The sequence below is a fragment of the Thalassospira sp. CH_XMU1420-2 genome (genome assembly GCF_037029325.1).
GTDB classification, from domain to species: Bacteria; Pseudomonadota; Alphaproteobacteria; order Rhodospirillales; family Thalassospiraceae; genus Thalassospira; species Thalassospira povalilytica.
The window spans coordinates 270,518-282,801 of record NZ_JAYMEG010000003.1; the positions used below are offsets into that span (position 1 = coordinate 270,518).

11 protein-coding genes and 3 tRNA genes are annotated in these 12,284 nt (G+C 54.0%); 9 read left to right on the top strand and 5 right to left on the bottom strand.

Annotation, left to right across the window (positions count from 1 at the left end; genetic code table 11):
- Nucleotides 1-19: 19 nt before the first annotated feature.
- Entirely contained in the window at nt 20-499 is a 480-nt protein-coding gene (locus tag WA429_RS10900; RefSeq protein ID WP_101246024.1) for a hypothetical protein, read from the bottom strand.
- Between the two features lie 407 nt (nt 500-906).
- Here WA429_RS10900 and WA429_RS10905 point away from each other — a divergent pair, with 407 nt between their 5' ends.
- From WA429_RS10905 to WA429_RS10930, 6 genes are all read left to right on the top strand, one after another.
- Nucleotides 907-1,113 (top strand): hypothetical protein, encoded by a 207-nt coding sequence (locus tag WA429_RS10905; RefSeq protein WP_197460839.1) that lies wholly within the window; start codon nt 907-909, stop codon nt 1,111-1,113.
- Nucleotides 1,110-1,886, top strand: a complete 777-nt coding sequence (locus WA429_RS10910; protein ID WP_170310142.1) for a substrate-binding periplasmic protein — start codon at nt 1,110-1,112, stop codon at nt 1,884-1,886. Before WA429_RS10905 ends, WA429_RS10910 begins: the two co-directional genes overlap by 4 nt.
- A gap of 140 nt (nt 1,887-2,026) precedes the next feature.
- On the top strand, nt 2,027-3,277 hold the full coding sequence (locus WA429_RS10915; RefSeq protein WP_287466057.1) for an MFS transporter: 1,251 nt from the start codon (nt 2,027-2,029) through the stop codon (nt 3,275-3,277).
- Nucleotides 3,278-3,513: 236 nt separating this feature from the next.
- Nucleotides 3,514-3,589, top strand: a tRNA-Glu gene (locus tag WA429_RS10920).
- 35 nt (nt 3,590-3,624) lie between these two features.
- Nucleotides 3,625-3,700: transfer RNA gene (locus tag WA429_RS10925), tRNA-Glu, on the top strand.
- 39 nt (nt 3,701-3,739) lie between these two features.
- Nucleotides 3,740-3,815 (top strand) — tRNA-Glu (locus WA429_RS10930).
- Between the two features lie 11 nt (nt 3,816-3,826).
- Here the strand turns inward: WA429_RS10930 and WA429_RS10935 are convergent.
- The 3 genes from WA429_RS10935 to WA429_RS10945 form a co-directional block, all read right to left on the bottom strand.
- Nucleotides 3,827-5,011 (bottom strand): sensor histidine kinase, encoded by a 1,185-nt coding sequence (locus WA429_RS10935; RefSeq protein WP_287466058.1) that lies wholly within the window; start codon nt 5,009-5,011, stop codon nt 3,827-3,829.
- 164 nt (nt 5,012-5,175) lie between these two features.
- On the bottom strand, nt 5,176-6,543 hold the full coding sequence (locus WA429_RS10940; RefSeq protein WP_287466060.1) for a DNA polymerase IV: 1,368 nt from the start codon (nt 6,541-6,543) through the stop codon (nt 5,176-5,178).
- A 152-nt stretch (nt 6,544-6,695) separates the two neighbouring features.
- Nucleotides 6,696-7,958 carry an EAL domain-containing protein gene (locus WA429_RS10945; protein WP_068519267.1) on the bottom strand — a complete coding sequence of 421 codons (1,263 nt, stop codon included), beginning with the start codon at nt 7,956-7,958 and terminating at the stop codon, nt 6,696-6,698.
- A gap of 366 nt (nt 7,959-8,324) precedes the next feature.
- On the opposite strand from WA429_RS10945, the gene WA429_RS10950 reads away from it, so the two are divergent.
- The 3 genes from WA429_RS10950 to WA429_RS10960 all read left to right on the top strand — a co-directional run bounded on the left by WA429_RS10950 (nt 8,325) and on the right by WA429_RS10960 (nt 11,505).
- On the top strand, nt 8,325-9,725 hold the full coding sequence (locus WA429_RS10950) for an SPOR domain-containing protein (protein ID WP_287466062.1): 1,401 nt from the start codon (nt 8,325-8,327) through the stop codon (nt 9,723-9,725).
- 120 nt (nt 9,726-9,845) lie between these two features.
- Nucleotides 9,846-10,592 carry an SAM hydrolase/SAM-dependent halogenase family protein gene (locus WA429_RS10955; protein WP_287466064.1) on the top strand — a complete coding sequence of 249 codons (747 nt, stop codon included), beginning with the start codon at nt 9,846-9,848 and terminating at the stop codon, nt 10,590-10,592.
- An 88-nt stretch (nt 10,593-10,680) separates the two neighbouring features.
- Nucleotides 10,681-11,505, top strand: a complete 825-nt coding sequence (locus WA429_RS10960) for an MBL fold metallo-hydrolase (protein ID WP_287466065.1) — start codon at nt 10,681-10,683, stop codon at nt 11,503-11,505.
- A gap of 84 nt (nt 11,506-11,589) precedes the next feature.
- On the opposite strand, the gene WA429_RS10965 is transcribed toward WA429_RS10960, so the two are convergent.
- Nucleotides 11,590-12,282: an OmpA/MotB family protein gene (locus tag WA429_RS10965; protein ID WP_101246032.1), complete on the bottom strand. Its 693-nt coding sequence runs from the start codon at nt 12,280-12,282 to the stop codon at nt 11,590-11,592.
- Nucleotides 12,283-12,284 lie beyond the last annotated feature (2 nt).

Genomic DNA, 12,284 nt, shown 5'->3' on the forward strand with positions numbered 1-12,284 from the left:
TGAATGCGTTCGCCTGTGATTAAGGGCAACTGTCGGAATTTGTTGCCGAATCCCGGCTGCGATGGCGGGCGATGATGGTCGAAATTGCTTCTGCAAGGATGTAACCGGAATCAATCGGGTGTCGATTTTTTTCGATCTTTTCGACGATCTCGTCATGGGCCTTGAGGATATCGAGCGCGATCTGCGCACCATTGTCGATGCCTTCGGCTGCCAGAAAACCGCTGATCATTGCCATCAGCATGTCCCGGTGAATAGTGTCGGGCGCAACAGATGATCCGGTGGGGTGGATATCGTCGGAAAGATCGGTTTTACCCTTTCCGGTTGCAATCCAGTTCAGATTGATGCCTTTTATCAGGGCCATTCGCGAAACGCCGACGAAGCGCGGCTCTGATTGTGCCTGGCACCAACGGTTCAATTGTTCGGGAATGACGCCTGCAATTTCGGCAGCATCCTTTTTACGGTCAAACAGGTTTACAACTTGACGGATACGTTCCCCCATTTCCGCATCCAGGACCGGAAGAGGCGTGGGGTGATTATGCTTCGTCATGCTGGGCACTGCAAATTTTGTTAGAATGAACTGGCAGCCCCGCAACCCAGGGATATTTGGTATATCGAATTTTTTTAGTTGAATGACGAAATTTTTCGTTGTAAATCTTGCTCATGTTCAACTTTAACTGTTCCTGCGCCAACTGCCTTCGGATATACGATTCGACTTTTCGGGCGTGATCATGTGACTGGGTCATCCCGTGAATATTGGAATATGGTTATATCAGTATAACCTTAGGCTTCTGGTGCGTTTATGGTTTTGAACGGGTTTGTGAAGCCCCGATCTGACTGATGTTTTCGGTCTGATGTCGCGGTTTCCTTTCCGGGTCAGTTTCCTGTCCATATTGAGTCTAGATATGAATGCGTCCACTGACAATCCAGATGTATGGTGTTTCTGGCGCGCAAATTGTTTGCCTGCTGGTTTTGTTGTGGGCAAATTTATCAAACGAAAACAATATTTTCTGCGAAACTGTCCGCAACGCAACCTTTGGCGGAACATTATATCTTTGCGGTATAGTCTCTGTGTTCGTCGATGGTCGCTTGTCCGGCGATTTTTTTGTTTTTTGACTGTTCTGGTTTGGTTGGGAACACCGGCACAGGCATCGCCGCAAGAGCCGCTTCAATTTGCCGCGGCACGCAATGTCAAAGTTTATACCGAAGATTTCGCACCGTTTAATTATGTCACGCCAAAAGGACTGGCCGGGGCAGGGGCGGAAATCGTGCGCGCCATGGCGGTTCTGGTCGGATATCAGTCCGGGTTTGAAGTTCTTCCGTGGAAGCGGGCATTGCAAATCGTCAAGACCGAACCGGACACGGCGCTGTTTTCCATTGTCCGGACCCCCGAACGCGAAGACGAATTCAAATGGGTCGGGCCGATTTTTATTACCCGCGGCTGGCTTTATCGCATGGCCGATAACAAAATCGATGTCAGCGATCTTTCCGATGCCAGAAAGGTCAGATCAATCGGTGTCCAGGCCGGCGGTGCGGCCGAACGCAGCCTGCGTGAAATGGGGTTTGAAAACCTTGAATCACTTTATACGCCCGGGAATGCTTTGCGCATGCTGTCCGAAGGGCGCATTGATCTGTGGGAAGCATCCGACATTGCCATGAATTTCCAGCGCGAGATGCTTGGTCTTGAAAAAGGATCGGTGGTTCCGACGGTCGAGCTGGGGCAATATGATATGTATCTTGCCTTTTCCAAAAGCACACCTGATGCGACGCTCGAACCATGGCGCAGGGCGCTTGAAATAGTGCAGGGCAGTGGCATGGCCGATGTTATTGCCCGGCAATACGGGCTTGGCGATCAGTCGGTCAATCTGACCGCGCGCACCGCCCAATAATTTCCATCAAATGATCCAATTGGCTGGCCGATAAGCTGTTGGCAAAACGGCTCGGCGAAAAGCACAAAACGTGTTTATCCGGGGCGCTGTGATGCAAAGGCTTGCTGTTCTGCGGTGATGGGATTATCCCAGATAACATCATGACAGAACACACAAAACAATCGCCCCACACTGCGCGTACCAGCCATTTCATTCTGGTGCTTGCGCCCATCCTTCTGGCTTTTTCATTAAGCCAGTTTTTCCGTTCGGCCCAGGCGCTTCTGGCCGAGCCGTTGCGTGTTGAACTTGCCATCACGCCCGAACAGCTTGGTCTGGTATCGGGCAGTTTCCATTTTGCCTTTGCACTGATGCAAATTCCGGTCGGCGTGATGCTGGACCGGTATGGTCCGCGTGTGACCAATGGGTTTCTGATGATGGCGACCGTGGTCGGGGTCATCATCTTTGCCAGCGCGCATAGTGTGCTCGGTCTGATGATCGGGCAGGCGATCATCGGCCTTGGCTGTTCGGCGGCATTTATGGCGGCACTGGTGCTGGCTGCGCGCTGGACCTCGCCGGAAAAATTTGCTGCGGCATCGGGACTTATTGTTTCCTTCAGCCTGTTGGGGGTTCTGGCATCGGCAACGCCGCTTGCCGCCCTGGTCGAGACCCATGGATGGCGGACGGTCTATTTCGGTCTGGCGGGGCTTAGCACGCTGGCCGTGATGCTTGATCTGTTATTTGTGCGCGATACACCGCCCGGTTATCAGGCTGACGATCAAAAAGGCGAAACCGTGTTTGAGGCCCTTAAGGGCATGGTTTCGGTCTGGAAGAATCGTCAGGTCTGGTTGTTGTCCGGGGTGGCGTTTTTCAGTTATCCGGCCATTTTGACCGTGCGCGGGCTTTGGGGCGGGCCGTATCTGCATGATGTGTTCGGATTAAGTGCGGTGGAAGTCGGCAATATCCTGTTGCTGATGACGATCGGCATGATCCTGGGACCGCCGACCTATGGCCAGCTGTCACGCAAGCTTCCGACAAAGACCCATGGTCTGATCGTGTTTGCCGTGTTGCTGGGGGCTGCGACGTGCCTGTTGCAGGCCTTTATCGGGCCGTGGGGCACGGGTATTGCCGCAGCACTGATGCTGCTGCACGGGTTCCTTGGATCAAGCGCGACGCTTAGTTATGCCGCATCCCGTCAGGCCGTGCCCGAACGGCAGATCGGGCGGGCATTGACCACCGTCAATCTTGCGACCTTTGCCGGGTTGTTCGTGCTTCAGGGGCTGGCCGGTCTGATCATCGGGCAATTCGAAGACGGCGCGCCGGACGGTTATCGATGGATGTTTGTCTTCCTTGGAATCGGCCTTGGCGCGGCGGGGATCAGTTTCTGGTTCGGGGCAAAACGCAAAAAGAGCTGATTTGAAATTATTTTTTCCATCCGCGCCGGTCTTGCAGGTGGGGACATATATCCTCATCTGCGAGAAGGATGGTTGAAATGAACCGTCAGGTTAAACAGTGAGGCCGGGTTTTTCCGGGATAGGGCGGTATATGGCCCTATTTTCGGTGGGGGATTAAAAAAAACGTCACAGGGGCGAAAAAGCCGCTTGACCTGACCCGACCCAATCGCTAAAAACCGGCCTCGTTAACGCGCTGCGTCCCCTTCGTCTAGAGGCCTAGGACACCGCCCTTTCACGGCGGCAACAGGGGTTCGAATCCCCTAGGGGACGCCACTCGTTAACAGACTGACTTCGATTGGTGCGTATGTGTCCCCTTCGTCTAGAGGCCTAGGACACCGCCCTTTCACGGCGGCAACAGGGGTTCGAATCCCCTAGGGGACGCCACCAACGAAACAGTCACGACATAAGCACTTTGTGCCTTGTGTCCCCTTCGTCTAGAGGCCTAGGACACCGCCCTTTCACGGCGGCAACAGGGGTTCGAATCCCCTAGGGGACGCCATTTTATAAAGATCAGTTCTTTATAAGCAGATGCTCGTCCGATATATCGGCGGGCATTTTTTGTTGCGTGACAGGATTTTCGACCCGCTTTGCCGCAATCGTGAAGACGGCGATAACACCGCCATCCGGGTTATGTTCCAGCCAGATATGTTCATCATCTTCCCAGCACAAATCACGACACAGGGTCAATCCGACCCCCGATCCCAGTTCGCCTGATGTGCCTTCGGCCGAGTTGAAGGGGGCATTGTTGTTGGCAAAATCGGCAATCATCTGATCACTGACGCCAGCCCCGCGGTCAACAACCCGGATATGGATCTTGTTTCCGATGGCAGATGACGACACGGAGATCGTGCTGCGCGGATTGGAATATTTGATCGCATTAACAATAAGATTGCGGCAGATCATCTGTGCGTGCGGCGCGATGCCAAATCCGACAAGTTTTTGTGGGCTATAGGCAACATTGATCGATTTGGTTTCCAGAAGCGGACGGGACACCTTGATCGTGGTTTCGATCAGATCGTCGATATCGATCTCGGTCTTTTCTGCCTTGCCGGCATCAAACAGGGTTCGACCCCAGATCAGCAGATCATCAAGAAAACGAAGCGTTTCGGACGTTGACGAATGCAACTGGCGAATATTGCCAAGTGCCTGTGCCTGATTGCCGGCAACCAGATCCTGCTGGGCCAAAAGCGACAAGCCTGCCAATCCCTGAAACGGGGTGCGAAGATCGTGGGCCAGAACCGTAAACAGGCGGTCCTTTGCCTTGGCCTCGGCGCGCAGGGATGTATTGAGCGCAATAATGATCATGGCGGTAAAGCCGACTGCGGTCAGCAAAAGGAACAGGATGATGTCAAGGAATGCAAACATATGAACGGTTGATGCGTTCATGAAATTGGCGATTTCCTGTTCGACCAGCCATGTATAGATCGCCCGAAAACAGTGAAAAATCCCGTGTGCCGCAAAGGTGATGGCAACGACCGATTCCGGGGCCGAACGTTGTCCTTTGCGCTGAAACCACAGAGCGCGGAACGATCCGAACGACATGATCGCCAAAGCAACGGAAATGACGATGACGCGTGCGGCAATGTCGGGGGCCACTTCGCAATAATAGGTAAAAAGCAGTGCGACCGTACTGATGATGGCCACAGCGGCCAGAATGTTTGGTTTGCGTTTGGTGTAGAATTCAACGCCAAACAATTCAGACTCCCATCCGAACGAATGCGGGCCGCCTGCTGTGTCGGGTCTGGGTGGCCGCGATTAAATAATTCTAAGTCAAAGTTTCTTCTGTTTTGCATTTTGGGTGGTAATGGCCGCATTACAACAACCAGAGAAATCAATTACAGCTTAAATGATGCAATTGTTCAGAACGGGAACCGTTTTTGGACCGGCTTGCGCTTATGCAGCCGAAACCGTCGGGTCAGGCTTTCGCGCAATTGTTCGGCAGTGGGCCGGGGCAATTCGATGGCCTTGCGCGGGCGGGGGGCATCGGTCAGGGTCTCTTGCGGGGCAGCGGGATTGTCCGGTGATGGCTGTTCGGCAAACAGGTCAACCGGGTCGGCCTGGTCTGCGGCAAACAGGTCGGCAACCCCGACACCCAGAAGCCGGTATTTCGTGCCGTCGACTTCCTTTTTCAGCAAGGTAAGTGCCGCATCAAGAATGACATCCTCGCGGATGGTCGGATATGTCAGGCGCATGTTGCGGGTACGGGTTTTGAAATCGGCCGATTTCAGTTTCAACACCACCGTATGACCGGCAATTTCCTTACGCGCAAGGTCGCTTGCCACGCGTGCGGTCAGGCGGGTGGCAATATCGGTAAGTTGTGCAAGATCGGCGATATCGTCATTGAATGTCGTTTCCGATGACAGGCTTTTGCGTTCGGTGCTTTGTTCAACCCGGCGATTGTCCTGCCCGCGCGAGAAATAATAGAACCGTTTGCCAATACTGCCATAGCGCCCCTGAAGGGCATGGATATCAAGTTCCTGAAACTGTCCGATCCGGGTGATGCCATCAAGATGGAGCTTGCGTTCCATGGCCGGGCCGACCCCCCACATCATGCGCACGGGCTTGTCGGCAAGAAAATCCACAGCTTCCTGCGCCCCGATCATGGAAAAACCGAATGGCTTGTTCAGGTCCGATGCGATCTTTGCCAGAAACTTGTTATAGGACAGCCCGATCGAAACCGTGATGCCGACTTCGTTGCGGATGGTGGATTGCAGTTCAATCAGGCATTCGGCCGCGGACTTGCCATGTGTTTCCTGTGCCGTGGTCAGATCCATGAAGGCTTCGTCAATCGAAAGCGGTTCGATATCGGGGGTAAGTGCGCGCATCATGTCGCGAATGCGATATCCTTCGCGTTGATATTTCTTCATATCAGGTGGCAGGAATATCCCGTCAGGGCACAATTCGCGCGCCTTGAAGGCGGGCATAGCCGAACGTACCCCGTATTTGCGCGCCACATAGCAACAGGTCGAAACAACCCCCCGATGTCCGCCGCCAATAATCACCGGCTGATCGGCCAGTTCGGGGCGGTCGCGCTTTTCGATCGAAGCATAAAACGCATCGCAATCAAGATGCCCGATCGACAGGTCTGGCAGTTCGCCATGGGCGATTGCGCGTTTGCACCCGCAAACCGGGCAGGGCACATAGGAGCCCGCACCGCTTTTGGGCAGTGGCCGGTCAATATGCAGTCGCCATTTGTGATGGCAGTCAGGGCAAAGCGCGTACAACATGCCTATTTGTACTTCTTTTGTTCCTTGGATGCCAAGGGCCGAAATGCGTAAAGCCACCCCAATCCCCAAGGTTCCTGTCAGCAACTGTCAGGAGGCCAAACAAAAAGCCGGGAAATTCCCGGCTTGTTTGCGGTGCCTTGGAAAAGGCAGGATTACTTTTGCTTTTGGGCGGCCTTCTGGGCGCGTTTTGCACGGCGCTGGCGGGCGATCATATTGTCGATATAGCGCCCCTGGAACAGGGTGATGCCCAGTGACTGACCGAATTTGATCGCAGTCGGCGTGTCACAACGGCACAGGATAACGCGTTCGCGGCCCGAGTTTTTAACAAGGGTATCCATTTCGCCGTATTTCTTGCGGATGACGTTGTCGGTCATTTCTTCGCGCCAGGCGACTTTGATGAAGTCTGCCTTCAGGCTTTTGCGATCGACAAAGGACAGCGATTCCACCGTCAGGTTATCGATCAGAATGCGATAACCGCGCTTGTGGAAGTCATCACGCACACTGAGATAGGTCTCAAGGTTTGAAAACAGATCGACCTGATTAAGCTCGATAATCACGTTGCCGGGCCACTTGCGCCGGACCGTCTCGTCAAACTTGTCAAAATCCTTGGAAGTCAGGGTGCCAAGATTGAGATTGATCGAGAACGAGCTTGCATGTGTCTTGAACGTCCGTTTGCACAAATAATTGAGCATCCGTTTATCGAGCACTTCTGTCATGTGCTGAAACAGCCAGCGGTTCGATGCCAGATCGATATTGGGCATCAAGGCATTGCGCAAATCCGCAATCGAGACAAAGAATTCGTCAAAGACCGGGTGCAGTTCCTTTGACCCGCCATGGGCAAAAACGCAAACCGGCTGTTGGCGGATATGTTCGGACAGATCGGCCGAATGGATTGTTTCTTCAAGCTGTGCCAGATTTTCCGCGTTGATTGGCTTAAGGGTTTCGTCCTTTTCGCGCTGCATCGCGGTGCGCATGTTGCTGCTTTGCTGCAACTTTTTTGCGCGCTCGTCGAGATGCTGGCACAGCAACAGGAATTCCTGGAATTCGGTATTGAGGTTGTACCAGGTGCAGAAACCGGTTTCTTCGCTTTCATCCTGGGACAGCGGGTCGTCACGGAAAAGATAACGCAATGTATCGACAGCCGGTTCGACATCGGCAATCGATTTGTCTTTCCAGACGAAAATCAGATCATTGTTGGTCAGGACAAAAATACGTCCGACATACAGTTTGACGTAACTTTCAAAGGTATTGGTCGCGACGCGAATATGATAGTCGCGGCGATGGAACGGTTTCATGCGTGACAGGTGAATATGCACGGCACGGTGCCCGTATTTACGGGTTTCAAGCCGTTGGACATAATCCAGCAACAGGTATTCCTGAAGGGCCTGTTGGCCAAATTGCTGCGGTTCGATCACGCGCGACCCCTGAAAGAGAAACTGTTTTTATCGTTACGGGTTGGTTGCATACACCCAAGAACGAAGTTTGATCAAATCATAATGTTCTGAAGCACAGGTTAATGGGGCGAACCATCATTATTTATATGAATTATAGATATAAAAGAGCAAGGGCATGATGCACTGCCAAACGGATTTAATCGGCAAACGGGATCAATGCTTTTGCAAGGCCGGGCAACAGTGATTGCCGCTTTAACGAATTCTTGGCAAGCAGGATGCAAAATCAATGTGATATGGGGAAATCATTGCCGGTTTTTCGCTGGTATTGGGCCAGATGTTGCCGCATGATTTCCAGGGACATGGTTTAGACAATAGGGGATTGGCGCCATGCAGGTATCCGCAAAGCGGACCGGGAACTGGCTGAAAATCGGCAAGGGGATTGCCGTGATCGGCATGGTTTCATGGGTGTCGGCCTGTGCGCCGCTGCTGGATCAGGACTTTTGGGACGAAGCGACGTCCTTTGCGGATGACAATTATACTGCCCTTGGCCTGCAGCAACTGGCGACGGGGGATTATGCATCTGCCGAGAAGCTGTTTGACGAAGCCTTGCGCAAAAATCCGCAAGACGGTCATGCGATGCTGTGGCGTTCGGTGCTTTATCAAAATACCAACCGCCCGGATCGTGCGCGTGATGGCTATGACACACTGATTGCCATGAACCCGCCGGGTACGGTTTTGATGTCAACCGCATCAGGCACACAGCCGCGCCCGTTGCGCGATGCCGCCGAATTCAACCTCAAACGGTTGCAACGCGGTCTTCCCGGATCGCTCAGCATCAATGATCAGATCGTTACCGGTCCGTCGGGGCTTGGCACAGGGGGCGGATCGGCGATGGCCGTGTCCCCGATGGCCGCCAATACCCAGCCGGTCATGACAAGTTCACCGACCCGCGCAATGGACATTCCGGCCGGTGCGGCACTGTCAGGTGGGGACGAGGCGATTGCAAAACGCTTTTCGATTTTGCGGAACCTGCAATCGACCGGCCTGATCACGCCCGAAGAATATTCTGCACGCCGTTCGGCCAATCTTGGTGCGTTGCTGCCCATGAGCCAGCCCGCACCATCGGCATTCCTGAACAATCCGCCGCCCGATGGATCACAGGTCGAGCAACGCCTTAATCAGTTAAACCGTGCACTTCAGATCGGGGCGATCACGGTGCAGGAACATGTGGCGGAACGCACCGCCATCCTTGATGCGTTGTTGCCGGCCCAACCGCGCCAGCGCGCCGTTCCGCCACCCGCCCCGCAGGGCCTGATGGATGCGGCCCGCCAGATCGCGCGGATCGAGGATCTGCAAGATATGAAACTGGTCACGCCGGACGAATTCAAACGTGAACGTGATGCGATCGAAGCGGCAATCGTCGAACCGGCCAAGGGCAATGTCGTGACCCTTAATTCCGGCGAACCGGTGCGCCGTGTGGCGACAGGCGAAAGCCGCCCGGTTCAGGCTGGCGAGGAAATGGCAAAGGCCGCCGCACCGGTTGCTGCGAGTGGCAGCAAGTCGGTGCATCTGGCATCGTATCGTAATGAAGGGCAGGTCGAACGCGGTTGGCAAATCCTGTCAGGCCGTTATGCACAGCTTGCACCGCTTCAGCATGGGGTGACCAGGGCCAGTATTCCGGGCAAGGGTACATTTTACCGCCTGATGGCAACGGGGCTAAGTGACAGTGCGGCCAACTCGCTTTGTGCGGAACTCAAACGTCGCGGGCAGTTCTGCGAAGTGAAGTAGGGCACATGGCATCACGGGCAAAATGCCCTATATACTGATCGAAATAACGCCGGTGGGGATGAACGTAACCACCGGCGTTGTTGTTTTTGGTCGACCTGTCGACGGGAAGGCACGGGCAAGATGATCTTTATCTTCAGTGATTTTGGTGTGAACGGTCCCTATAGCGGGACAATGCGTTCGGTCGTGATGCGCAATGCGCCTGATTGTGCTGTTTGTGATCTGATGGTTGATGCGCCGGACCGAAACCCCAAGGCATCAAGTTATCTTCTGGCGGCCCTTTGTCGTGAATTTCGTCGCGGTGATGTGGTTCTGGGTGTTGTTGATCCGGGGGTGGGCAGTGCACGCAGGGGGATCGTTGTCAGAGCAGACGGTGTGACATATGTCGGGCCTGATAACGGTCTGTTTGAAATGGTGATCCGCAAATCCGATGATGTTCAGCTGCGCTGTATCGACTGGCAGCCGGAAAACCTTTCGGCCAGTTTTCATGGTCGGGATATTTTCGCACCGGTCACGGCCTGTGTCGCCACCGGCCAGGAATTTGCCTGCCATGATCTGACCTTGGATCAGCGTTATGGTGATGCCATGGAATGGCCCGATGAACTTGATGAAGTCATTTACATTGATACATACGGTAATCTCATGACCGGACTTCGCGCATGCGGACCGGAAGATACGGTTGCTGTGAATGGTCAGGCTGTTCCAATGGCGCGTACATTTTCGGACGTGCCGGTTGGCAAGCCTTTCCACTATGGCAATTCGATCGGTTTATGTGAAATTGCCGTCAATTGCGGGCGGGCAGACCGGCTGTTTGATGCGGAGATCGGAACAAAGGTTTGCATCACACCGGCAAATTTGCGCAATCCCTGATTGGTTTGTGAAAATAAAATGCTATCTTTCAAGGATGTTACAGCATTGATCCGTATCGCACTGTCAACGGATGGACGGGGTCTTTTGAATGTCGATTGAGGTTAAATTCTGGGGAGTTCGCGGAAGCATTGCCTGTCCGTCGCCCGACCATGTGGTGTATGGCGGGAATACGAGCTGTCTGGAAATGCGGGTCGCGGGCAAGGTGCTGATCTTTGATGCCGGGACCGGCATTCGCAATCTTGGCAAGGACCTGATCCGGCGCAAGGTGACCGAAGCTACCATCTTTCTGACCCACACCCATTGGGATCATATCAACGGATTCCCGTTTTTCGTTCCGGCCTATAACCCGAAGGCGGCCTTTCATGTCATGGCCGGGCATTTGACCGACCAGGGCGGGGTTGAACGTGTGTTTTCCGCGCAAATGGCCAATCCGACTTTTCCGGTGCCGCTTTCGGCGATGCAGTCAAAACTGACATTCGAGGATTTTACTGTCGGTGATGATCTTCATCCGGGCGAGGGGATTGTTATTCGCACCGCACCGCTGCGCCATCCCAATGGTGCAACCGCATTTCGGGTCGAACATGGCGGACAGGCGGTTTGCTATGTCACCGATACCGAACATGAACCGGGAAAGCCTGATGAAATTATTCTCGATTTCATCCGGGATGCGGATTTGGTGATTTATGACAGCACTTACACCGACGAAGAATTCCCGCAAAAAATCGGGTGGGGGCATTCCACCTGGCAGGAAGGCATTCGTCTTTGTCGTGCGGCCAACGCGAAACGGCTGGCACTGTTCCATCATGATCCGGACCACAATGACGCCGTGATGAGCGCCATTGAACAACAGGCGAAATCAACCTGGTCCGGTGCCTTCGCTGCCCGTGACGAGATGGTGGTGGTGATCGAATAGGCTTGCTGGTTGCTGCCCGCCTGGGACGTCAGATGTTTCCTTGAACTATCAAGTCACCCGTGGAGCAAGCTGATGCCAGGCAGATCAGAACACCCGTGAATATTTCGGGAATACGCGGATTTCAATGCGGCGGTTTGCCTGACGGTTTTCTTCGATCGGGTTGCCGGCATCGTCATTGTTTGGCAGTTTGGGTTTGGTATCGCCATATGATATCGCCCGCATGCGTTTCTGGTCCGGGTCAACACCCAGTGCCCCGAAAAAGCGGACAACGGCGATGGCACGGCCCGCCGCCAATTCCCAGTTTGACGGAAAGCGCGGGGAGCTTATCGGGCTGTCATCGGTATGGCCGGTGACTTCGATCTGAAAGCCGAGATAGCGGGGTTCTTTTAAAAGATCCGCGACGTCTTTGAGGAACAGGACAGCATCCTTGGTCAGATTGGCCGATCCCGGCTGAAAGAAGGCGCCGCTTCCCATTTCCATCAGAATGCCTTCGTCGTCGGTCGATACATTGACCGCACTGTCCATGGCCATATTGAACACAACGTCCTTGAGATCGGTTTCAAGAACCTGAGTCGGCCGCACCACATCGCGTTTGCCGATCTGTTCGGCGATACCGGCCTGGACTTTTTCAAACACCGGCAATTCAACTTTGGAAAAGCTGACAAGCATGACAAAGAACGCCATCAAAAGAGTGATGGCATCGGCATAGGTGGCAAGCCAGTCTTCGTTGACTTCTTCTTCGACGGTGCGGGGGATACCCTTTCTGCGGCGGGCCATGG